Origin of the sequence: Halomonas sp. McH1-25, from assembly GCF_022348165.1 — a bacterium.
Taxonomy (GTDB): domain Bacteria; phylum Pseudomonadota; class Gammaproteobacteria; order Pseudomonadales; family Halomonadaceae; genus Modicisalibacter.
In genome coordinates this window covers 1164782-1186650 of the sequence record NZ_JAKRFI010000001.1, presented here as the reverse complement: position 1 = coordinate 1186650, position 21869 = coordinate 1164782, and the positions used below count along the sequence as shown (strand labels likewise).

Sequence of the window (21869 nt, the reverse complement as noted above, 5' to 3'; positions counted from 1 at the left end):
CGATTACTTATTCGCTTTACAAGAACCATTATGACTTCTAGGGTGAAATCACATTTAGCAAGAAGGGAGTTTTGCTATGTCGATGAAGCGTAACGTTTCGGTTATCGCAATGGCAGTGGCATCGGTAACCGCCATGAGCCAGGCGCAAGCTCAGACCAATGAGAACGCCTCATTGGAGGACTGGTCTTATGACACTATCTATCAGCAAGGTGGGATACGCGCAGATAACCTGATGGATACGGAAGTGTTCGGTCCTGAGGGAGAAGAGATCGGTAGCGTCGAAAACGTGCTCATTACAGAAGATAACAAGATCGGTGCGATCATTGCACAGGTCGGTGGCTTCTGGGATATCGGTGACACCCACGTTCTTGTCCCTTGGGAAGATGTCGAACTCACCGATGATGGGGTGCAGATCCCTGTCACTGAGGACAATGCAGACGACTATGGTCTGTTCGATAGCGACTGGATCACCAAGCAAGACCTTAGCGCGACCCAGCAAGTGGACGATGACGTGGCAACCGGCTCTAGAGTTTGGAAACTCTCCGAACTGCTGGACGACTATGCCAGCATTGGTCAGGGAGTCGGCTACGGTTACGTAGATAATGTCCTCTTCTCACGCAATGGCGAGATCCAGACGGTCGTCATTGAAGCCGACGAAGCCTACGGTGGCGATGCGTACGCTTATCCGTTCGCAGGCTATGGCAATGGTTGGCAGCCCGGCTATACGACCTACTCGCTCCCGTATGGTGAAGATGAAGTCGGAAACCTGGAGCCCTTCGATTATGACGAATATGATGGGCTTTGGGATATTTAAACTATCTTTTGGGTCAGTTTTTATATGGGAGGGGCAATGCAGCCCCTCCTTTTTATGCGCATGAACGGGAATGCGATGGGTAAATGAAGTTTATCAAGTATTCGTTGCTTATACTCGCTGTTTTCCTCGTGTCACTGATTCTATGGGGCATGTTCGTTGCACCTTATCAAGTCGACTACCAAGAAGAACGGGTCAAGATCCCCAACCTGCCGCCAGCATGGCAGAACCGGCAGGTGGCCCTCATCGCTGATTTTCAAGTGGGCATGTGGCTCTCCAACAAGGATACGGTGAAGGACATCGCCGAGCATCTTGCCCAGAAGAAGCCGAGCGCCGTGCTGATTGCCGGTGATTTTATCTATCACCCTATCGGCGACGAGCCCAAGGAAGAGATTCGTGAAGAGTACGAGCCGGAAGACGTCAAGGAAGTGCTTAGCGAACTACGCCATGCCCTGTCGCTATTGTCACCGTTGGCGGAGGCTGACGTTCCTGTCTATGCCGTATTGGGAAATCACGACTATGCGATGGAGGAACCTGATGATGTCAAGCTAGAGTGGCTGGCTCATCAAGTGCAATCCACCTTGGAAGAGGTAGGCATTAATGTGCTGAACAATGAAAGCTTGGTCATGGAATCGCCAGCTAACGGTGAAGGGGCTCCTTTATATTTGGTCGGCGTCGGTTCGCATTACGCTGACAATGACGATGCTCAACGCGCTCTGGCGCAGCTCCCTGACAATGCGGCACGGCTCGTGCTCATGCACAACCCCGATAGTTTTGCCTCCTTTCCCGCCGGTACGGCACCGTTAGCCATGGCAGGTCATACCCACGGTGGCCAAATAAGGCTTCCCTGGACATCGGAGTGGAGTTGGATGGCCTTGCTGGCCGAGAATGACGTACATGCCGACGGGTGGGTCGAGAATTACGGCAATCCCGGCAACAGGCTCTACGTCAACCGTGGCATTGGGTTTAGCGTCATCCCTGTCAGACTCAATGCTGATCCTGAGGTTACGCTGTTTACCCTTTCCAGGTGATTTTCGACAAGCCGATGTGCAGCATCGGCTTTCTCCAGGGCAGAGGATCGCCCTGGGGCTGCCACAGTGTCCTGGACATGCAAATCTGCGGTGGAATGACGAACTGATAAACAAAAGCCCGGCATGTTTCAGCCGGGCTATGATCGAACTTTAAGCTTCCTTGCTGTGCAGCGCGACTGCAGGCATCCAGCCTACAACTCCTTGTCACACAGAGGGTCCCTTTCCGTTTCCTTGGCTAGTCTTCCATGACCATGGAATGCACTATCCTTTTTAACCGTGCATTGAAACATTACGTATGTTATCTAGGGATGTAAGCTATTAGCGCTTTGTTTTGTAAGATATAAAATATTACTACATTAAATATTAGTGGCTACAGCCGATGACCTATCCTCAGGATAACCAAGTCAGGCTTCAGGGAGGAAGAATGGCTGAACATTTCGAGAGTTGTGTCACACAGAACTTGTCTCACCACATGGCTATCGGAGAGCAAGAGGCTCGGATCCTTTCTGAACTGGAGCAAGCGCCTAGCAAGGTGAAAAAAGGGCATGAGCTGTGGAAGGCAGGCACACGGCCAGACCAGCTTTACACACTGCGCAGTGGTTGGGCGTATTCCTATCACAGCCTAGGCGAGGATTCGATTCGCGTATTGGACATTTTCATGCCCGGCGACCTGATGGGCATTCGCGACGCTACGCTTCCCCACCATTACACGACGGCTGCCATGCTGACGGACGGCGTCATCTGCCCGTTTCCTACCAGCCGCCTCAAAGGCATTTTCGAGAATCACCCCAATCTCGCCATGGGTATCCATGCCTCTGCCGCTCGACAGCAAGCCGTGATTACCGATCGGTTGATCAATGTGTTAAGCAACGATGCACGCTGTCGCATCGCTCACTTCATCCTCGAGATCTATTACCGCATCAAACGCGTGCACGGCGATCTCGGCAGCGGCTTCACGCTGCCCTTGCTGCAGAAGCATATCAGCCTGGCGCTGGGGCTGACCCATGTACACGTCAGCCGAATCCTCAAAGCGCTTCACGCAGATCATGTCATCAAGAAGACGCGTAGCGAGATCGAAATCCTGGATTTGACGTGCCTCCACCAGATATCGAATTTCGATGCCGAGAAGTTCGGGGACAAGATGAACCCGCTGCTGGTCGATGAGAGGGGGTGAGCGGAGCGCTATCGCAGCGTCTCCCAGACGTAGGTCTCGAGTATCCGGCAACCAGGAGAGGAGGGAGCCGATGCACCGGGGAAGCTGCCTATGCGGCAAGATCTGCTATGAATACCGGGGCGAAATCGACGAAGTCTCCATGTACCACTGTCGGCAGTGTCGGAAGGCGCAGGGCACGGCCTTCGCCGTCGCACCCATACGTTCGGCCGGCTTCCGCATTACCCAGGGTGCACAGTACCTGAAAGAGTTTCGCGCCACGCCGAGCAAGGCGCGGGTGTTCTGCTCGGAATGCGGTAGTCCGCTATACAGCGCCCGCGACGATCGTCCCGAGGCCAAGCGCCTGCGGCTCGGTACCCTGGACACACCCATATCGCCAAGCAAGTGCTACCACGCTTGGGTGTCCACCCAGGCGGAGTGGTTCGAAATCACCGATGGGCTGCCCAAGTTTCCCGAGTTTGCGCGCTGAAGCGGCTGTGATCGGGGGCAATGCGTTATACGGGCAGGGACCTGTATCGCTACCACGTTGATCGGCGTGTTGTAGAAGTAATCATTAGGCTGCATCCTCGTCGGGATACACCGTCAGCCAAAGGGTCAGCCTTGAATGGATTTCCTGCAGGGTCTGCTGAAAAGGGAGTTCATGATCAATGTGGCGGGGATCGGTAATATCCCAGAACAATGTCTCTTTTGCCTTGCCTTTCCACTCGGGGTGGTGCTGTTGTGCCTTTTCGCTCAGGATAATGACGAAATCGAATTCTCGATCGGCATAGGCCTCTACCGGTTCGCTGACCAAACCTGTCGTATCGATACCGGCATGCACAAGCGCATCGAGCGCAGCCTGCTCAGGGGGCGCCGTAGTAATGCCCGCACTGTAAATGTCGTAGTGATCTTCCGACATGTGCCGAAGCATGGCTTCCCCCATGAGAGAGCGTTCTGAATTGGTGTCACCGACAAAGAGGACGCTTTGCTTGGCCATGAAATAGCTCCACACCAGAGATGCTACTTGAATATACCCGTGATGTGTCAGAGCGAAGTCGGTTATATGAACGCGGAGATGCTTGTTTAGTTTTTGTTAAATGAATATTTATCTTCGTTAGTGTTTTTGCATGGAAGCACGAAGTTAATGTTGGGGATTGCCTGGAAATGGACTACTGCTTATGTCGACTCGGCTCGATTTTAAGTTGATGGCTCATTCATGCGGGCAGTGCTGCATTCCGGCACCGGTGCGTTACACGAACAGAAGACTCACGGATCAGACGGGGAGATCACATGGCTGAGCAGACCACACTCATCCTGGCCGGGGGAAACGCACTCGGCGCCTACCAGGGCGGCGCTTATGAAACCCTGTATGAACGCGGCTTTCGCCCCGATCAACTCTTCGCTGTCTCTACCGGTGCGGTCAACGCGGCATTAATCGCCGGCAATCCGCCAGAAAAACGTGTCAGCATCCTTCGAGACTTTTGGGATACCGCTGCACAAGATGGCGCCTGGGCACTCAGGCCAACCTGGACAGCAACGTGGGACAGCAAACGAATGCGTGCGCTACAGAGCCTGCTGCTCGGCAGCCCTGCGTTCTATCGCGCACGCTTTCCAGGCGTTCTGTCAATACTGCCGGGTATGCTGACCGACAATGGCATCTACGACCTCTCGCCGCTGCGCGAACACCTGGAACGACTGGTCGATTTCGACCGGCTGAATGATGGGCAGACGCGGGTGGTGATCGTCGCCGTGGATATGAATAGCGGGGAGGAGGTGCGTTTCGATAATGCCAAGATGACCCTCACGGCCGATCATGTCCTGGCGAGTTGCGGCTTCATTCCCTTTTTCCCACCGACACGCATCGACGGACGAACCATGGTGGATGGCGGCATGACCTCCAACCTTCCGCTGGAAGCGGCCCTGGACGAACCCGCTACGAATGATCGGCTGTGCATCGCGCTGGACCTGTTTCGACGCCTCGGCCCTGACCTCAACACCGTGGGGCAGGCGATGGACCGGCAACTGGAGCTGCTCCTGTCGACCCAGAGCTGGCGCGCCCTGAGAAGCCTGCGCCAACGCCACGAGATGCGTCGCCAATTGCGGCTACTTGCCAGCCGTATTCCGCAAGAACAGCGCAGCGACCCCACCTTGACCTCCGCCCTGGCGGAAGGAGAAAAGAAAGAAGGGGCAACTACCTTGCTCATGCTCAGTCATGCGGGCGTGCCGCACGACACCGAGATGCGCGCCTTCGACTTCTCCCGTCCCTCGCTGACCGAGCGTTGGGACGCGGGGCGTGAGGATATGAAGCACGCCTTGGCAACGCTAGGGGCCCGGCGTGCTGACCCAGGTGAGTTTGTAGTGCAGGCGTTTAATGGGAGCGAAGCTAAGGAGGTTAGTAAAGCTTCGAAGTAGTCATGCCTCTACTGGCCAAATTAGAATGAGATATTAGCCGTCGACCTGCAGCGCATTGTTAGACGGAATTATACTAACCATTTTTGTTTACTTCATATCGTAGCTCGGCCATCCCTACCCCCATTTGCTGAACGGATATTAGACAAAGAGTAGGGCTTAAAACACGGCGCGGAAAAAGTGGTTTACCTTTAGCAAGAGTAGCAGAACCAACTTGAATAATTAGTTCGTCCAGCAAGCCCGCGTCATAGAACTGACCAGCTAAGTCACCACCGCCGACGATCCAAATATTTTTATCTTTAGCAGCAACCTTCATTTCTTCGTGTGCTTGACGTACATCTCCATTTGGAAAATGGATATCTGCGCCGTCAATCACTGGTAGCTTACGACTTGAGAACACCCAGGCAGGTTTGTCATAAGGCCATGGAGAACCTGTCTCTTTAACGACCTGGTCTGCATTACGTACCATCCATTCATAAGTTGATGATCCCATAGCCAAGGCTCCAACTCCGGATATGAACTCTGGATAGCTAGAGCTATTAATATCTCCAAGAGGAAAAAGCCAATCAAGAGAATCTTCTTCAGTCGCGAGGAATCCATCAAGACTTGTGGCTGTGTAATATTGTGTTTTCACTATTTTCCACCTATTTAATTGTATTCGCCTAACAGGTGTTAGACAGCACGCGCGTTCAAGAATGTTATGCAGCTCGCATGCAGGCCCCTAGGGCAATGAAATATGGAACAATTACGTATAGTTCGGCTACATTACACCGATCATCGTGCATGCTGCATCCCCTCAATGAACGTGCTTGCTGCCTTTGTCGCCATGGCTGCTTTGGGTCGTAAACTGTCTTTAATATTTAAGCCAAGCCACTCACCCGCGTTACTTCTCGCAGCACCGCCTCATCCAGTATTCCGCGTCCGCTTTCCGCTAATGTAAACCAATCCTTAGCGCGCGTAACACCCGTGTAGACCAATTCTCTAGTCAGGATGGGGTTAGGGGCGTCGGGCAGTATCAGTGCGGTGTGGGTGAATTCCGAGCCCTGGGACTTGTGGACGGTCATGGCGAAGACGGTTTCCACCGCCTGCAGGCGGCTGGGCAGTACCCATTTGATGCGCCCGCTGCCGTCGTTGCTGGGGAAGGCGGCGCGCAGCATGGTCTTGCCGGGTTGGCCGGGCAGCGGCAGGGCGAGGGTGATGCCGATGTCGCCGTTCATCAGCCCCAGGCTGTAGTCGTTGCGGGTGACGAGCACCGGGCGGCCGAGGTACCAGCCGCGCTCGAGTTCGGCGTCGCTGGCGTGAATCAGCCCTTGGCGGCGCAGGGCGCGGGCAATGCGCGGATTCAAACCTTCCACGCCCCACGGGCCTTTGCGCAGGGCGCACAGCAACTGGAAGCGGCCATAGGCGTCGATTACGGCGCGTGCCCAGGCATCGAACGCCTCGCGGTCGTGCTCCAGGTCGGCATCGGCGGGTGGGCGGTGTTGGGCCAGCGTTTCCAGGTAATGCCGGTAGCCGGTGGGTGGCGGCAGTTCGCCATCGCGCCCAGCACGTCCGCGGCCCTTATTGAGAAAGCCGCCGGGGTTGCCGTCGACCACCAGCCGGTCGAGTGCCGGGTCGTCGCTGTCGCTCAGGCGTAGGTGGGCGATGTCCGCATAGCCCTGCTGGAAGACGCTACGTACCGCGCGGCGCTTGTCCTTGGGTTGATGGTCGCTGGCCAGCGGGCGGTTCACGGCCTGGGCTAGCTGGCCGATGCCGCTGCTGGCATCGAAGCGGTGGCTCACCCGCAGCATGGCGATGGCCTGATCCAGCGCCTGGCCGTGGTGGCTTTGATAACGCTCGGGGAGCGTGGCGCCCGCGACCTGGGCCAGCCAGTCGCAGGTGCTCGGGGTGTAGTGGGCACCCTCGGCACGCTGGCACAGGTCACCGAGTACGGCACCGGCTTCCACCGAGGCGAGTTGGTCCTTGTCGCCCAGCAGTACCAGCCGCGCACGTGGAGGCAGGGCGCCGAGCAGGGCGGCCATCATCTCGATATCGACCATTGAGGCTTCGTCTACCACCAGCACATCGAGCGCCAGACGGTTGCTTGGGTTATAGCGGAAGTGACGCGTGTCGGGGCGCGAGCCGAGCAGGCGGTGCAGTGTGGTGACTTCGGTAGGAATGGCTTCGCGCAGCGTTTGGATATCCACGCCGTCGGCGCAGGCCGCCGAGGCGAGTTCCAGCAGCGAGATGCCTTCGACCTGCTTGGCGATGGACTCGTTGAGGCGCGCGGCGGCCTTGCCGGTGGGGGCAGCCAGGCGAATGCGCAGTGGACGATCTCCCGTCTGGCCAAGTTGCAAGGCCTGAAGCAGGGCGAGCAGGCGCACTACGGTGGTGGTCTTGCCGGTGCCGGGGCCGCCGGTGATCACCGAGAAGCGCGAGCGGGCGGCCAGCGCGCAGGCGAGTTTCTGCCAGTCGAGTTGGGCGTCGTCCTGTGCGGCACTAGCAGTGGCTTCACCGAACAGGGCATCGAGCGCCTGTTTCAGGGTCTCGGTCGGCGGCGTGGGAAGCTCGTGCGTCAGTCGGCCATGCAGGGCGTGGCGAATGTCCTGCTCGTACTGCCAGTAGCGGCGCAGGTAGAGGCGAGTGCTGCCGGAGGTATCCAGCCGCACGAGGGGCGTGTTACCGGAGCGCGCCTGGTCCCCGTGGCTGACCAGCATGGGGTTGGCCAGTGCGGCACGCCACGTGTCGAGGTGCAGCCCGTCGAGAATCTCGCTGGGTAGCGGCGGCGGATCGTTGAGGTCGTCGCCTTCGGGTGGCAGCGAGAGCGCCAGGTTGGGGGCGGCCAGGGTCTGGGCGAGGTCCAGGCATACGTGCCCACGGCCGAGCTGATGGCTGGCCAGCGCAGCGGCGAGCAGCAGCAGAGGTTGCCCGTCGCCGACCTCGCGATGAAGGAACACGACCAGCGCGCGGTCCAGCGGGCGCAGCCAGCCGCGATCCACCCAGCGCTGCAGCAGGGCCAGCAGGGCATCGTGATCGTGCCAGGCGGCATGCGAGACGTCCCGCTGCGGCCTGTCCGCCTCGGGGGTGAGGTCGTCGAACAGGTCGAGTTCCTTCATGCCGGTGTCTCCATGGCCTGGGTGTCGGTGGCAATATCGAGTGGCTCACCGCGGAACAGCGCGTCCAGGGCCTCGATCAGTTCGCGTGGGGGGCGCTCGGCATGCACGCCTCGGCTGGCAGCGTGGGTGCCGCGCAGGAACACCGTCAGCGAGCCGCCAATATGACGGTCGTAATCGTAATCCTTCAGGCGCGCTTTGAGCAGGCGGTGCAGGGCAAGCAGATAAAGCGCGTACTGCAGGTCGTAGCGCTTCTCGGCGACGGCGGCACGCATCGCCTCCGGTGTATAGGCGCTGTCGTCCAGGCCCAGGTGGTTGGACTTCCAGTCGGCCACGTAATAGCGGCCCTGATACTCGAATACCAGATCGATGAAGCCCTTGAGCATGCCGTTGAGCCGGTCGCGTTCGGCGCGGGGGCGCGGCATGCCGTGCAGGGTATGGCGGCGCACCAGTTCGTCAAGCGCGGGCGCGTCGACCTGGTTGGCCGCGAACCAGAACTCCATCTCGACCTGATAGGCGTTTAGCGCCTCCAACGGCACCTCCTCACTGGCACCGGTTGCGCTGGGCAGCGGCAATGGTCGGCTCAGCAGGTCGGCCAGCCACTCGTCCAGCGTGGGTAGCCATTGGGTCCAGCCACGCAGGTTACAGCGCCGCGCCAGGGTGTCCTCGCGCTGAGCGGGGTAAGCGTTCACTTGGCCGAAACCCTGCTGACCGGCCCATTCCAGAATGCCGTGCAGGAAGGTGCCAGGGCCGGGGCCACGCGGGAAGCGGTGCAGGCTGGGCACGGGCTGGTCGGGGTCAGCGTTGTCGCGGGGTTCGGTCATTACCTCGAAAGCGGTGGCCTCGACGGCGGTGGCCGGCTCGAATGGGGCCGACTCGCTCATGGAGCTTGCGACGGACTCGGCGGGCGTGAAGGTCGTCTCCGGCGCGGTGGCCGGGGCCTCTCCGGAGAAGCGCAGCGCCGAGTAGCTGGCAATCCACCAGTGCTCACGGGCGCTGCGCAGCGGCTGGCGCGCTTCGCCAAGCAGCGGTTGATCGTCTTCCAGGGTGATGACGCGGCGAGTGATCTCCGGCGCGGGGCACAGCGTGATCGATTCGCAGCGGCCCTTGAGCGTGGCCAGCATGTTGCCGAAGTTGGATGGCGCGATGGCTTCGCCATTGGCCAGCAGTTGCCCGATGGCGCAGCTTTCCATGCCCTTGAGCGGCGCCATGCCCAGCCAGGTGGCGTGGCGGGCGCGGGTCAGCGCGACGTACAGCTTGCGCAGGTCTTCACCGAGGCGTTCGCGGTCGGCGCGCTCGAGAATGGTGTCATCGGCTTCCAGGCTGATCTGCAGCTTGCCGTCATCGTCGTGCCAGCGCAGCGGCGAATCGTCCTTCTTGGTCGGGCGGTGGCTGCAGATGAAGGGCAGGAAGACCAGCGGGTACTCCAGGCCCTTGGACTTATGGATGGTGACTACTTGAACCAGATCGGCATCGCTTTCCAGGCGCAGCTTGTGGGCGTCGCCCTGGCCCTGCGGGTCGGCAATGGCTTCGGCGAGAAAGCGGATCAGCGCATGTTCGCCGTCGAGTTCCTGGCTGGCCTGCTGCAACAGTTCGCCCAAATGCAGAAGGTCAGTAAGCAAGCGCTCACCGTCGCTGGCGGGCCCGTCGGCAAGCAATCGGGCAGGCACACCGAAGTCGTTCATCACCCGGCGCAGCAGTGGCAGCACGCCCTGGGTCTGCCACTGGCGATGGTAATCGCGGAACTGCATGACCCGGCCTTCCCAGGCCAACTCGTCCTCGTTCAGGGCATCGAGTGCGGGCAGGTCGAGGCCCAGCGCGGGGGTGGCCAGGGCGGCGCGCAGCTTGCGGTCGTCGTCGGGCTCGGCGCAGGCGCGCAGCCAGGTTTTGACCTGCGGCGCGATGGGCGAGGCGAACACCTTGTCCTTGTCGGAGAGGTAGACGCTCTTCACCCCGCGCCGGGCCAGCGCCTGACGGATGGCACGCGCCTCGCCCAGGCCGTTGACCAGCACCGCCATGTCAGAGGGCGTGAGTGCCTTGAAATCGCCTTCGCCGCTGTGACTGAAACCGGCGCGGCCGCGTTGGCCATGTTCGAGCAGTTCGACCATGGCGCTGGCGCAGCGCTCGGCCATCTCGGTGTGGTAGGCGCCCTTGGCCAGCGGCTCGTCGCTTTCCAGTTGCCACAACGTCATGGCCGGCAGTGGCTGGCCGTCCAGCGTGAGTGAGTCCTTGCGTCCCTTGGCGGCCACTTCATGGAACGGCACTGGATTATCTGACTTGCCCTTGAACAGGAAGGCGCCGGGTGGGTGCTGTTCGGCATGCGCGAAGCAGCGGTTGACCGCTTCGACCATTGGCGTGCAGGAGCGGAAGTTGGTGCCCAGCGTGACATGCCGGCCGGCGGTGTCGCGGCGCGCCTGCAGGTAGGTGTGGATGTCGGCGCCGCGGAAGGCGTAGATCGCCTGCTTGGGATCTCCGATCAGGAACACGCCGGTATCGCGGCGGTTCTCGCCGATGCGGTAGACGCAGTCGAAGATGCGGTACTGCACCGGGTCGGTATCCTGGAACTCGTCGATCAACGCCACCGGGAACTGGCGGCGGATCTGCGCACCCAGCGCCTCGCAATTGCCCCCGGCCAGCGCGCGGTCGAGGTGGATCAACAATTCGTTGGGGCCCATCTCGGCGCGGCGCTGCTGCTCGCGTTCCAGGCGCGTGCGGCACCAGTGCACGGCGTGGAGCAGCAGCGTGGCGCGCGGCTCTGGCAGCGCGTCGAGTTCGGCCTGGAGTTCGGCAATGGCATTGAGAGCGGGATGATCCGGCGGCTCGCCCTTGAGCCAGATTTCGGCCATGCCTTCCGGCGTCAGGCGTTTCCAGGCGGCGGGCGTGAGTTCAGGGCGAACGGCGTCGCCCTGGCACCACTCGCGCAGTGCGCCCAGCCAGTTGGCGCGGCTGCGGGCATTGAAACTCTGGCCTTTGAAGGCCTTGCGCTTGGCGGCGTCCTCGAACAATACCTCGCACTCGTCCACCCACTGCGGCCAGGGCGCCTTGAGTTCGGCGAGACGCTGAGCCGTGGCTTCGCGGGCCTCGTGCAGTGCCTCATCGGGGGGCGGAGCGCCCTCGGGCAGGGCGTCGCATTCCGGCAGCAGGCGGCAAACGTGGTCATAGAGTGTCTCGGGGGACTGCCAGTAGCGCATTACCGCGGGCAGCTCATCGACGCTCATTGGGTAGTAGAAGCTGCGCCAGTAGTCGCGTACTACCTCGCTGATCAACTCGCTCTGGTCGGTTTCCAGGTTGAGTGAGAACAGGCTGCCGCTATCGAAGGCGTGCTCGCGGAGCATGCGGTAACACCAACTGTGGATGGTCGAGACGGCGGCCTCGTCCATCCATTCGGCGGCCAGCTGCAGACGACGTGCACAGGCCGACCAGGTGGCCTCGTCGTATTCGTCACGCAATTGGAGCAGTAGCGGGTCGCCCTGAGCATCCTCTTTTGGCTGCAGGAAGACGTCAGAAGCCTCGACCAGCCGGGCGCGGATACGCTCGCGCAGCTCCTGGGTGGCGGCGTTGGTGAAGGTCACTACCAGGATTTCCGGGGGGGTCAGCGGCCGGGCGAAGGCGGCGGGGTCGTCTTCACGGCGCGCGCCGAGCACCAGGCGCACGTAGAGCAGGGCGATGGTGAAGGTCTTGCCGGTGCCGGCGCTGGCTTCGATCAGCCGGCTGCCGTGCAGCGGGAACTCCAACGGGTTGAGCTGGGTGACGTCGCTCATTTTCCGCCTCCCTTCACGGCTTGATACACGGGGGCCAGCAAGCGCTCGCTCAACGTGGCGAAGGCGTACGGCGTGCCGAGGTGCGTCTGGTAGAGCGCGGCGAAGTTTGCCCAGCGGTGAGCCAGATACGGGTCGCGGCCGACCTCGCCGGCGACGAAGTCGTCACCCTGATAGGCGCTGACGGCGGCCTTCCAGGCATCGCTGTCAGGTGTGCTCTCCGGGGTGCCTTCCTTGCCCAGCCAGGCGAACGCAGTGCCAGTGGCCAGTGGCAGGGGCGAGCGCATGCCGACCTGCCAGGCGTCGATCAGGGCGCGCAAGTGGTCACGGGCCACGGCGGGATCGAGCGGCGGCAACGTGATGTTCCCGGCCTTGGAGAGCAGGCGCGTGGTCATGGGTTCGTCGTCGAGATGCCCGGCCAGGTGCGCCACCCAGGGACGCAGCAGGTGGTGCCAGTTGTAGCGGTTCTTTTTCACCAGGCTACTGCTGATCAACAGCAGGCAGCAGCGGTTGCCGTCGTCGTCGCGGCGCAGGTCGCCCAGCCAGTCCTCCAGCAGCGGGCCACCGGGGGTGGCCAAGCGCACCGGTATCGGCTCGTCGAAGGCATGGGGCCATTCGTCCAGGGCTTGGCGGTAGTCGTCGAACAGCGCTTCCATCGGCTCGGCCAATGACTCGCGCATGCGTTCGCCGAAGGCGCCCATGGCCAGTACGCCCTGGCCCTGCAGGCAGTCGAGCATGTCGCTCAGTGCCGCCTCGCGGGAGTGACCGCTGTCCACGGCCTGGCGCTGGGCCTGGATCAGCAGGTCCTGCAATTGCCACTGTTCCAACCCATCGAGGGCGAAGGGCTCCTGGTCGTGACTGACGATATCCTCGCGCTCCAGATAGACCTTGAGGCGCGTATTGAAGAACGCCTTGGCGGGATTGCGCAGGAAGCTTCCGAGCTGGTGAAGCGTTAGCGGCGTGTCCTGCTCGAAGTCGGTTAGAAGCTCGGTGCTCGACGAGGCTGTCAGTGCATCGCTGTCAGCCGCTTCATGGTGATGCACTGCGCGCCACTCATGGGCATAGGTCACCAGCCGGCGTGCAGAGACGCCCCGCGTGGCATATTCCTCGGCGGTGGGAAAATAGGCGCGGCTGAACGGCTGCAGCGGGTGACAGGTGGTCAGCGCATCGAGCAGCTCGGTGTCGTCCTCGGCATGCCAGCCGGCCGCAAGGTGATCGCGCAATTGGCCGACCAGCACCGAGGGTGGCTTTTCGCTGTTATCGACGATGCTGCGGCCTACCCAACTGACGTAGAACTGCTGGCGTGACGAGAGCAGCGCTTCGAGAAACAGGTAGCGGTCGTCTTCACGGCGCGAGCGGTCGCCGGGGCGGTAGTCGCCGTTCATCAAGTCGAAGTCGATAGGCGGATGGCTGCGCGGATAGTCGCCATCGTTCATGCCCAGCAGGCAGACGCGCTGGAAAGGAATGGCGCGCATCGGCATCAACGTGGCGAAATTGACCGCGCCGGCCATGAAGCGTTGCGACAGGTTCTGCTCGTCGATCTGGTTCAGCCAGTGCTCGCGCACGATGGACAGCGGCAGTTCGCGAGTCAGCCCGGCTTCCAGTGCGCTCTCCTGCCAGGCCTGCAGGGCCTGTTCGAGCTGGGTGAGCACCAGGCTGTCGCGGGCGTCCTCGGCAAGGAAGCAGGCCTCGAGTAGCGTGCGCAGGCGCGTCCCCCAGCCGATCACGTCGGTGTCGTCGCGCAGCGCATGCCACTGGTCCTCCAAGGTTTCCAACAGCGTCGCCAGGGGGCCGGCCAGTTGTGCCTCAAGCCCGCCGATGTCGTCGAACGGCTCGATGTCCCGCCATGCGCCGTCCCCCGCGGTGCCCACGGTATAGCCCAGCAACAGGCGGCGCAGGCCGAAGGTCCAGGTGTTTTGCTCCATGCCGTCGGGCAGGTCGAGACTGCGGCGCTGCAGGCCGTGCAGCCCCCAGCGAATACCGGCGCCGTGAATCCAGCGGCGCAGGGTGGGCAGGTCGTCCTCGTCGATGCCGAAGCGGGCGCGCAGGGCAGGTACGTCGAGCAGATCGAGCAGATCGCTCACCGACAGGCGCAGCTCCGGCAGGCGCAGCAGCTTTTCCAGCGCGATCAGCAGCGGCAGACGGTGACGGCTGCCCTGGTCCGAGAGCGTGAAGGGAATGTGCCGGGGGTCGTCCACGGGAATCTGCCCGAACACCGCCTGGATATGCGGGGCATAGCTGTCGACGTCCGGCACCATGACGATCACGTCGCGCGGGCGCAGGCTTGGATCGGCACTGAACGCGGCGAGCAGTTGATCATGGAGAATCTCGACCTCGCGCTGGGCGCTGTGAGCGACATGGAACACCACCGAGTCGTCGCGACGGGTGTCCACCGCCGGCCAGCGCTCGCGGGTTTCATGCAGCGGTCGCAACTCTCGTATATCGTCCTGCAGCTGGTGCAGCAGGCAGCCGTCGCCATTCGAGTCGAACAGGTCGATGCGCAGAGCCTCGGCGGCGAACAGGCCTTCGTACTGCCGGGTGTCGTCGTGTTCGTCGAGCAGGCGCAGATAGTCGCGACCCTGCTTGCCCCACGCCGCCAGCAATGGCTGGGCATGCAGGTGCAGCTCGGCCTCGCCATCGCCGTCGCCGATCACGTCGAGGCGTTCGGGCATGCCGTCCTTGCGCGACTGGCGGAAACGCCGCGCACGCAGCAGGTCCTTGTGTTCGATGATATCCGCCCAGTAGTGCTGGCAGGGGTTGTGCACGCAAAGCACGACCTGGCAGCAGCGGGCGATGGCGGCCAGCGCCTCGAGCGCCTGCTGGGGCAGCGAGGAGATGCCGAACACCATGAGCCGGCGCGGCAGGCCGGGCGGGCGGGTCTCGGGTGTCAGGGCCTGGGCGGCCTCGAGAAAGCGTTGGTGGACCATGGCGCGGCTGGAGTCGATACCGTCGGCGCCCACGTCTGCACGGATCGCGCGCCACAGCTCGGGCTGCCAGCGCTGGCCGTCGTCCAGCGGACGGGCCTCGCCACGGGCGGTGATCAGCACGTCCTCGCCGCGGCCCCAGGCGTCCAGCCAGTCGGCGCGGTAGACCTGGTACTGGTCGAACAGATCGGCCAGACGCTCGGCGAGCTGGTGGTGCTTGCGCAGGTCGCCGTCACCATCCAAAAACTGCTTGAGCGGCGCGAAGACATCATGTGTCATCAGTTCGGGCAGCAGGCGTAGCAGACGCCAGGTCAGCCGCGACTTGTCGAACGGCGAGGTCGAAGGCACCGCTGCGGGATCGCTTTCAGCGTGGATCAGCACGGCGCGGTAGGCCTGCCACAGAAAACGCGCCGGCAGGGTGATGTCCAGCGCGGCGGCGATGCCGGAGCCCGCTTCGTCGGTGTCTGCGGCGAGTGCCAGCTTCATCCACTGACTGATGCCGTTGCTCTGCACCAGGATGACTTCGTTTTCCAGCGGCGCCAGCGGGTGGCGTTTCATCCACTCCACCGCTATGCCGCGCAGGTCTTCCAGACGGTTGCCATGGACGACCATGAAGCCGGGTTGCAAGGCTTCGTCAGAAAACAGGGACATGGCGCTTCCTTGATGCGGGGCGGTCGAACACTTTCCAACCATACCGGACTGGACGAGGCGCGGGAATAAACCATGTCACGGTCGGTACTTCAAGAGCCGATGCGCAGCACCGCTGCGTTCAGTCTTCTCTACTTGAATACTTGAACGGTTCGCATGACAGGACGAGGTTGTGCGTACCGCCATTGATGCGTTCGAGGATGAACCAGCTGTCCAGCGGATCGTCCACCAACTCGGCAAGGGCGCCCACGACCCGCTGCGCATGCGCCTGGAGAAGTTCGCGCTGATCGTCATCAGCGAACAGCGACAGGGTCTTGAGCGATTTCAGCAGGGCGAGACAGATGCTCACATCGTCACTTCCATAGTGCAATATGGGCGTATACAGCTTGTAGAGCAGGTTATCGAGGGTTTCCTCGGGCCAGGTGACCCTGGCTTTCCCGGCATCGTCCGCTAGAGTATTACAGGGTTCGAACATCAGCCTTTCGCGGAGCAGTTCGGTGATCTGATGCAAGCACAGCCTCGCGGTGCCGGGGTCATTGATGCCCGGTGACAAGGCCTTTACGGCAACCTCCATCAGCTGGGTCAGGCCGTTGACGTACAAGTCCTGAATCGACTCGCCTTCCAGATATTCCAGATGAGACCTGACGGCGTCGGACCATTTCTCGGTGGGGGGTTGGTCCGTCTCGACCTTGAGTATCGGAAAACCCGTGACGATGAAGTCACCCAGCGCAAAATTGAAGTGAATGGCGCAGTCCGCCTGTTCGGCCAGGCTGGCAAGTGCCTCGAGATTGGCGCGCTGTATGTAGCCGCTCTGTTGGGCATGAATGAAATGGCATCGACTGCCAGGCACATCTCTATGGCTGACGTAGCACCATTTCTTTTGCTGCTGTCTGGCCTGGAGTCGTTGCATGGAGCGCAGCGCGGAGCGGTGAAGTTCCTGCGTGACGGCGTTGATCTGTACCGATTGCGAGGCGTTATGGATGAAATAGACGAACAGGGCCAGGCAGTGGATCACCATGGCAGCGCCAAGATAGGTTGCCAGCGAGCGCCAGAGATCCGGCGTCCTGCCCTCGATCGGTATCATCAATAGCACCAGGATGAACAGGATTGTGCCCAGGTAGTGACCGAGCACCTGCTGGTGACGACGCTCCGTGACCAACCCGAAGACCAGCTTGAGAGAAAAATTGCCTCCGGCCTGGGTGAGAACCGACATGACCATCGAGAAGCTGAATACCATCAGCGAGATCATGCCCGCGACCAGGGTGGCCAGCAGGGTACGCGCCGTGTCCGGATTGTCGAATTTCATGAACCCGAGAAAGTCGGGGAGCATCGACGAGTCGATGGGCGCCAGAACGACCAGCACGACCAGCGCCAGATAGGCCAGGGTAATCAGGCTGGTCAGATAGGCGATGCTCTGTCGAAGCCTGTTGATGAGACGCAGAGGCCAGGCCAGGGGGTTGGTCATCGTTGACACCTTCCAGGAAAAACGTCGCCCTAGTGTACAGGCTTCACTGTCGCGCTGGGGTGGTCTACCCGGTTCGTGAGATGTCTGGCCTTTCCGGAATGGCCTGCCTAATCGCGCCGTACAGGCGGTTCTCACCCCGGTCTCGTACCTGAACGCTAATGTGCTCAGCGTTAGGTGGCTAGCGGTGAACATTGGCGTATGCTGGCTCTACCCTGCTCCACATCAGGAAGCGGGAGGGAACCATGAAGACGGCACCACGGATCGAACTGACACAGGCTTGTCTGTTTGGCGGGGCGATCGGCGATGCCTTGGGAGCGCCGGTCGATTCGCTGAGCTGGGAGCGGATTCGCGCCCGGTTCGGTCCCGACGGGGTTCGTGATCTGGTAGGGGTCGATGGGCTGCGGGGCAGCGTGACCGGCGATACCCAGACGATGCTGTTCACGGCCGAAGGCATGCTGCGTGCCTACGTGCGCATTCAAGAGCGTGAAATCTACGATCCGGTCGCCGTCATTCACCATGCGTTGATGCGCTGGGCCCTCACACAGGGAATCGCGCCGGCATTGAGCCCGATCGACGACAAGGTCGGTCTGATGAGCGATGTACGTCTGCACCAGCGGCGTGCGCCGGATGAGACCAGCCTCGCGGCGCTCGAGCAGGCGCCAGCCTTTACCTGGCAACCGGACAACCAGATCAATCACTGCGCCGCCCTGACTCGTGCCGCACCCATCGGCTTGTTCCCTTGGAGCGATTTTCTGTTGCGTCACCGTGAACGGGCCTTCTCGGTGGCCAGCGAAACGGCACGTCTCACCCATGGTCACCCCTGCGCCTACCTGAGTGCCGGGGTGTTCGCTTATCTGATCAATGGCCTGTTGGAAAGCGAACAACCCCTCGATACGTTGCTGGCCCAGGCACTGGCTTTCCTGGAAAGCGGGGCCTGCATCGGCTTCCACATCAGCGACGATGACGAGCGCGCCAGTCTGTCGCGCTGCCAGATACAGATTCGCTTTCTGCTCGAGGCGGTACTCGACTTCCATGCCCAGGGCAGCAAGCCCTCGCCACAGGGCATCAAGATGCTGGGGGCCGATAGGAGCGCACAAGTGTCGCTGGCGGTTGCGGTATGGTGTGCCCTGGCCGCCGAAGACTATCGCCAGGGCGTGCTATGGGCAGTCAATCAAGCCGGCGACAGCAAGGGCACAGGCCTGCTCGCCGGAAACCTGCTGGGGCTGAGATTCAGCCTCGGCGGGCTGCCGCCGGCCTGGCTCGAAGTTCTCGAATTGCGCAACTGGATGGATGTGCTCGGCCATGACCTGCAGTGGTTGCCACAAGTCTATGTGGGGCACGGACACGGCGCGTATGATGACGAACTGATTCGACGCTATCCGCCGTCCTGATCTCTCGTTCTGCCGGCATCCCTGCCTGGCATGACCTACGCTGATCGGGACAGGACCGTCATTCGTCATTCGGCTGGATGCCGCTGGAGTTGCGATGTTTCCCGCGTTTACGTTGCGCTATGCACGACTTCCGGAGCGTTTCTACGAGCGCTTCGACCCCGTTCCGGTGAAGGCGCCCGAGCTGGTCGCCTTCAACCGCACCTTGGCCGAGGAACTCGGCTTCGATCTCGAGGCTTTCGATGCCGACCAGGCCGCTGCCTGGTTTGCCGGCAACCAAGTACCGCCGGGCGCCGAGCCGCTGGCCATGGCCTATGCCGGCCATCAGTTCGGCAATTTCGTGCCGCGCCTGGGCGATGGTCGCGCCGTGTTGCTTGGCGAAGTCACCGACCGGCAGGGACGGTTGCGTGACATTCAGCTCAAGGGGGCAGGGTGTACGCCGTTCTCGCGTGGCGGCGATGGCCGCGCGCCGCTGGGGCCGGTACTGCGCGAGTATCTGGTCAGCGAGGCGATGCATGCCATGGGCATCCCCACCACGCGGGCACTGGCTGCAGTGACCACAGGCGAACGCGTCGTGCGCCGCGTGCCCGAGCCGGGCGGTGTCGTTACACGTGTAGCCTCGAGCCACATTCGCGTGGGCACTTTCCAGTATTTCGCCACCCGTGGCGATATCGACGGCGTACGCACCCTGGCCGATCACGTCATCGAGCGCCACTTTCCCGAGCTGCTCGAGCGTCCCGAGGAAGAACGCTACCTGGGCCTGCTGGAAGCGGTGCAGGCGCGCCAGGCCGCCCTGGTCGCCCGCTGGATGGGGGTGGGCTTCATTCATGGCGTGATGAACACCGACAACACTGCAATCTCGGGCGAAACCATCGATTTCGGCCCCTGCGCGTTCATGGAAGCCTACGATCCGCGCAAGGTGTTCAGCTCCATCGACGCGGGTGGGCGCTACGCCTATGGCAACCAGCCGGGCATCATCCAGTGGAACCTGGCGCGCTTCGCCGAGACGCTGCTGCCATTGATCGACGCCGAGCAGGAGCGTGCCATCGAACGCGCCACCAAGGTGATCGAAGCCTATCCCGCTCGCTATGAAAGCGAGTGGCTGGCCGTGATGCGCGCCAAGCTCGGCCTGGAGCACGAAGAGGAGGGCGACGCCGAACTCGCCGGATCGTTGCTCGAAGCGTTGCACGCCGGGCGTGCCGATTTTACCCTGAGCTTTCGCCAGCTGGCCGACGTGGCGGAGTCCTCCGCAGGACGCCAGGCACTGTTCGAACTCTGCGAACGCACCGAGCCCCTCGAGACCTGGCTACCTCTATGGCAGGCGCGGCTGGCGCGCGAAGACGTTGACGCGGCCACCGTCGCCACCCGCATGCGGGCGATCAATCCGCTCTACATACCTCGCAACCATAAGGTCGAAGAAGCGCTGTCGGCGGCTTACCAAGGCGATTTCAGCCCTTTCGAGGCACTTCGCGAGGTGCTGGCCAAGCCCTTCGAGGAACAGCCCGGCCGCGAGGCGTATACGCTGCCGGCAGAGCCCAGCGAGCAGGTGTTTCGGACGTTCTGCGGAACCTGATCTTGCCGCGCCGGTAGCCTCGCCGATTTTTCAGACAGAGCGTAGACTCAGGGGAATTGTCCGTTGCACAGTCTTACGGGACATAACAATCACAACGCAAAAGGAGCCGTTCAACATGTCCGTTCGAGAAATTTCCCTCTACATCGATGGCCAGTCCGTTCCGTCACAAGCTCAGGAGTGGCGGGATGTGGTCAATCCGGCCACTCAGGAAGTGGTGGCGCGGGTGCCGTTCTGCCCCGTCGAGGAAGTCGACCGTGCCGTGGCCAGCGCCAAGGCGGCGTTCAAGACCTGGCGCAAGGTGCCGTTGGCCAAGCGCATGCGCATCATGCTGGCCTTCCAGGCGCTGATTCGTGAGCATACCGCCGAGCTCGCAGCGCTGATCACCGAGGAACACGGCAAGACCCTGCCGGATGCCGAAGGCGAAGTGGGGCGCGGCCTGGAAGTGGTCGAGCATGCTTGTTCGATCACTACGCTGCAGCTTGGCGAGATCGCCGAAAACGCCGCCAGCGACGTCAACGTCTATTCGCTGAATCAGCCGCTGGGCGTGGGCGCCGGCATCACCGCCTTCAATTTTCCGATCATGTTGCCGTGTTTCATGTTTCCGTTGGCCATCGCCACCGGCAATACCTTCGTGCTCAAGCCTTCCGAGCAGGACCCGTCGTCGACCATGCGTCTGGTCGAGCTGGCCCACGAGGCCGGCGTGCCCGCCGGGGTGCTCAACGTGGTGCATGGCGGCCCGGACGTGGCCAACCGGTTGTGTGACCATCCCGATATCAAGGCGCTGTCGTTCATCGGCTCGACGCGCATCGGCAGCCTGATCCACGAACGGGCCGGCAAGGCCGGCAAGCGCGTTCAGGCGATGATGGGCGCCAAGAACCACTGCGTGATCATGCCCGACGCCAACCGTAGCCAGGCCATCAACAACATTCTCGGCTCGGCCTTCGGCGCGGCCGGCCAGCGCTGCATGGCCAACTCGGTGCTGGTGCTGGTGGGCGAGGCCCGCCAATGGCTCGATGAAATCGTCGAGAAGTCCCGGGCCATGAAGGTCGGCCCCGGCACCCAGCGCGATGCCGACCTCGGCCCGCTGGTCTCGCCGGCGGCGCGTGATCGCGTGGTGCAGTTGATCGGCACGGGGGAAAGCGAAGGCGCGACATTGGCGCTGGATGGCCGCGATATTCAGGTGGAAGGCTATCCGGACGGCAACTTCGTCGGCCCGACCATCTTCAGCGACGTGACCGCCGAGATGACCATCTATAAGGAGGAGATTTTCGGCCCGGTGCTGTGCGTGGCAGGCGTCGAGACGCTGGACGACGCCATCGAGTTCATCAACGCCAACCCCAACGGCAACGGCACGGCAATCTTCACCAATTCGGGGTGGGCCGCCAAGCGCTTCGAGAGCGACATCGATGTCGGCCAGGTCGGCATCAACGTTCCGATCCCGGTGCCGGTGGCCTACTTCAGCTTCACCGGCTCACGCGCCTCCAAGCTCGGCGACCTCGGCCCCAACGGCAAGCAGGCCATTGCCTTCTGGACACAGACCAAGACCGTCACTGCGCGCTGGTTCGAGCCCGAGAACGTCTCCAGCGGCATCAACAGCACCATCTCGATGGGGTAAAGGCA

At 61.9% G+C, this 21869-nt stretch carries 14 protein-coding genes; 8 read left to right on the top strand and 6 right to left on the bottom strand.

Going from position 1 to position 21869, the window contains the following annotated elements:
* Positions 1-76: 76 nt before the first annotated feature.
* The 4 genes from MHM84_RS05925 (at position 77) to MHM84_RS05910 (ending at position 3482) form a co-directional block, all read left to right on the top strand.
* Positions 77-814 (top strand): PRC-barrel domain-containing protein, encoded by a 738-nt coding sequence (locus tag MHM84_RS05925; protein WP_239263548.1) that lies wholly within the window; start codon positions 77-79, stop codon positions 812-814.
* A gap of 83 nt (positions 815-897) precedes the next feature.
* Positions 898-1842 (top strand): metallophosphoesterase, encoded by a 945-nt coding sequence (locus MHM84_RS05920; protein WP_239263545.1) that lies wholly within the window; start codon positions 898-900, stop codon positions 1840-1842.
* 424 nt (positions 1843-2266) lie between these two features.
* Positions 2267-3016 (top strand): Crp/Fnr family transcriptional regulator, encoded by a 750-nt coding sequence (locus tag MHM84_RS05915; protein ID WP_239263542.1) that lies wholly within the window; start codon positions 2267-2269, stop codon positions 3014-3016.
* Positions 3017-3086: 70 nt separating this feature from the next.
* Positions 3087-3482 carry a GFA family protein gene (locus tag MHM84_RS05910; protein ID WP_239263540.1) on the top strand — a complete coding sequence of 132 codons (396 nt, stop codon included), beginning with the start codon at positions 3087-3089 and terminating at the stop codon, positions 3480-3482.
* Positions 3483-3566: 84 nt separating this feature from the next.
* Here MHM84_RS05910 and MHM84_RS05905 read toward each other — a convergent pair whose 3' ends face one another.
* Positions 3567-3989 carry an arsenate reductase ArsC gene (locus MHM84_RS05905; protein WP_239263538.1) on the bottom strand — a complete coding sequence of 141 codons (423 nt, stop codon included), beginning with the start codon at positions 3987-3989 and terminating at the stop codon, positions 3567-3569.
* A gap of 293 nt (positions 3990-4282) precedes the next feature.
* Here MHM84_RS05905 and MHM84_RS05900 point away from each other — a divergent pair, with 293 nt between their 5' ends.
* Positions 4283-5404, top strand: a complete 1122-nt coding sequence (locus tag MHM84_RS05900; protein WP_239263536.1) for a patatin-like phospholipase family protein — start codon at positions 4283-4285, stop codon at positions 5402-5404.
* Between the two features lie 73 nt (positions 5405-5477).
* Here the strand turns inward: MHM84_RS05900 and MHM84_RS05895 are convergent, their stop codons facing one another.
* The 5 genes from MHM84_RS05895 to MHM84_RS05875 form a co-directional block, all read right to left on the bottom strand.
* A complete protein-coding gene (locus MHM84_RS05895; protein ID WP_239263534.1) occupies positions 5478-6035 on the bottom strand; it encodes a dihydrofolate reductase family protein in 558 nt (185 codons plus the stop codon).
* Positions 6036-6261: 226 nt separating this feature from the next.
* Positions 6262-8496 carry an exodeoxyribonuclease V subunit alpha gene (gene recD, locus MHM84_RS05890; RefSeq protein ID WP_239263532.1) on the bottom strand — a complete coding sequence of 745 codons (2235 nt, stop codon included), beginning with the start codon at positions 8494-8496 and terminating at the stop codon, positions 6262-6264.
* On the bottom strand, positions 8493-12254 hold the full coding sequence (gene recB, locus MHM84_RS05885) for an exodeoxyribonuclease V subunit beta (protein ID WP_239263530.1): 3762 nt from the start codon (positions 12252-12254) through the stop codon (positions 8493-8495). Before recB ends, recD begins: the two co-directional genes overlap by 4 nt.
* Positions 12251-15826: an exodeoxyribonuclease V subunit gamma gene (gene recC / locus MHM84_RS05880; RefSeq protein ID WP_239263528.1), complete on the bottom strand. Its 3576-nt coding sequence runs from the start codon at positions 15824-15826 to the stop codon at positions 12251-12253. The genes recB and recC overlap by 4 nt, the downstream gene beginning before the upstream one ends.
* A 118-nt stretch (positions 15827-15944) precedes the next feature.
* Complete coding sequence (locus MHM84_RS05875) at positions 15945-17288, bottom strand: DUF2254 domain-containing protein (protein ID WP_239263526.1); 1344 nt, start codon at positions 17286-17288, stop codon at positions 15945-15947.
* A gap of 242 nt (positions 17289-17530) precedes the next feature.
* Here MHM84_RS05875 and MHM84_RS05870 point away from each other — a divergent pair, with 242 nt between their 5' ends.
* From MHM84_RS05870 to MHM84_RS05860, 3 genes are all read left to right on the top strand, one after another.
* Positions 17531-18679, top strand: coding sequence for an ADP-ribosylglycohydrolase family protein (locus tag MHM84_RS05870; RefSeq protein WP_239263525.1), 1149 nt, complete (start codon positions 17531-17533; stop codon positions 18677-18679).
* A 94-nt stretch (positions 18680-18773) separates the two neighbouring features.
* The gene (locus MHM84_RS05865) at positions 18774-20249 is read left to right on the top strand and encodes a YdiU family protein (protein ID WP_239263523.1); all 1476 of its coding nucleotides are present in this window, start codon (positions 18774-18776) and stop codon (positions 20247-20249) included.
* 115 nt (positions 20250-20364) lie between these two features.
* Complete coding sequence (locus tag MHM84_RS05860; protein WP_239263520.1) at positions 20365-21864, top strand: CoA-acylating methylmalonate-semialdehyde dehydrogenase; 1500 nt, start codon at positions 20365-20367, stop codon at positions 21862-21864.
* Positions 21865-21869 lie beyond the last annotated feature (5 nt).

Bases quoted from the DNA above. Each gene is read 5' to 3' on its own strand.
- MHM84_RS05925 (WP_239263548.1), top strand. From the start codon at position 77: ATGTCGATGAAGCGTAACGTTTCGGTTATCGCAATGGCAGTGGCATCG.
- MHM84_RS05920 (WP_239263545.1), top strand. From the start codon at position 898: ATGAAGTTTATCAAGTATTCGTTGCTTATACTCGCTGTTTTCCTCGTG.
- MHM84_RS05915 (WP_239263542.1), top strand. From the start codon at position 2,267: ATGGCTGAACATTTCGAGAGTTGTGTCACACAGAACTTGTCTCACCAC.
- MHM84_RS05910 (WP_239263540.1), top strand. From the start codon at position 3,087: ATGCACCGGGGAAGCTGCCTATGCGGCAAGATCTGCTATGAATACCGG.
- MHM84_RS05905 (WP_239263538.1), bottom strand. From the start codon at position 3,989: ATGGCCAAGCAAAGCGTCCTCTTTGTCGGTGACACCAATTCAGAACGC.
- MHM84_RS05900 (WP_239263536.1), top strand. From the start codon at position 4,283: ATGGCTGAGCAGACCACACTCATCCTGGCCGGGGGAAACGCACTCGGC.
- recD (WP_239263532.1), bottom strand. From the start codon at position 8,496: ATGAAGGAACTCGACCTGTTCGACGACCTCACCCCCGAGGCGGACAGG.
- recB (WP_239263530.1), bottom strand. From the start codon at position 12,254: ATGAGCGACGTCACCCAGCTCAACCCGTTGGAGTTCCCGCTGCACGGC.
- recC (WP_239263528.1), bottom strand. From the start codon at position 15,826: ATGTCCCTGTTTTCTGACGAAGCCTTGCAACCCGGCTTCATGGTCGTC.
- MHM84_RS05875 (WP_239263526.1), bottom strand. From the start codon at position 17,288: ATGACCAACCCCCTGGCCTGGCCTCTGCGTCTCATCAACAGGCTTCGA.
- MHM84_RS05870 (WP_239263525.1), top strand. From the start codon at position 17,531: ATGAAGACGGCACCACGGATCGAACTGACACAGGCTTGTCTGTTTGGC.
- MHM84_RS05865 (WP_239263523.1), top strand. From the start codon at position 18,774: ATGTTTCCCGCGTTTACGTTGCGCTATGCACGACTTCCGGAGCGTTTC.
- MHM84_RS05860 (WP_239263520.1), top strand. From the start codon at position 20,365: ATGTCCGTTCGAGAAATTTCCCTCTACATCGATGGCCAGTCCGTTCCG.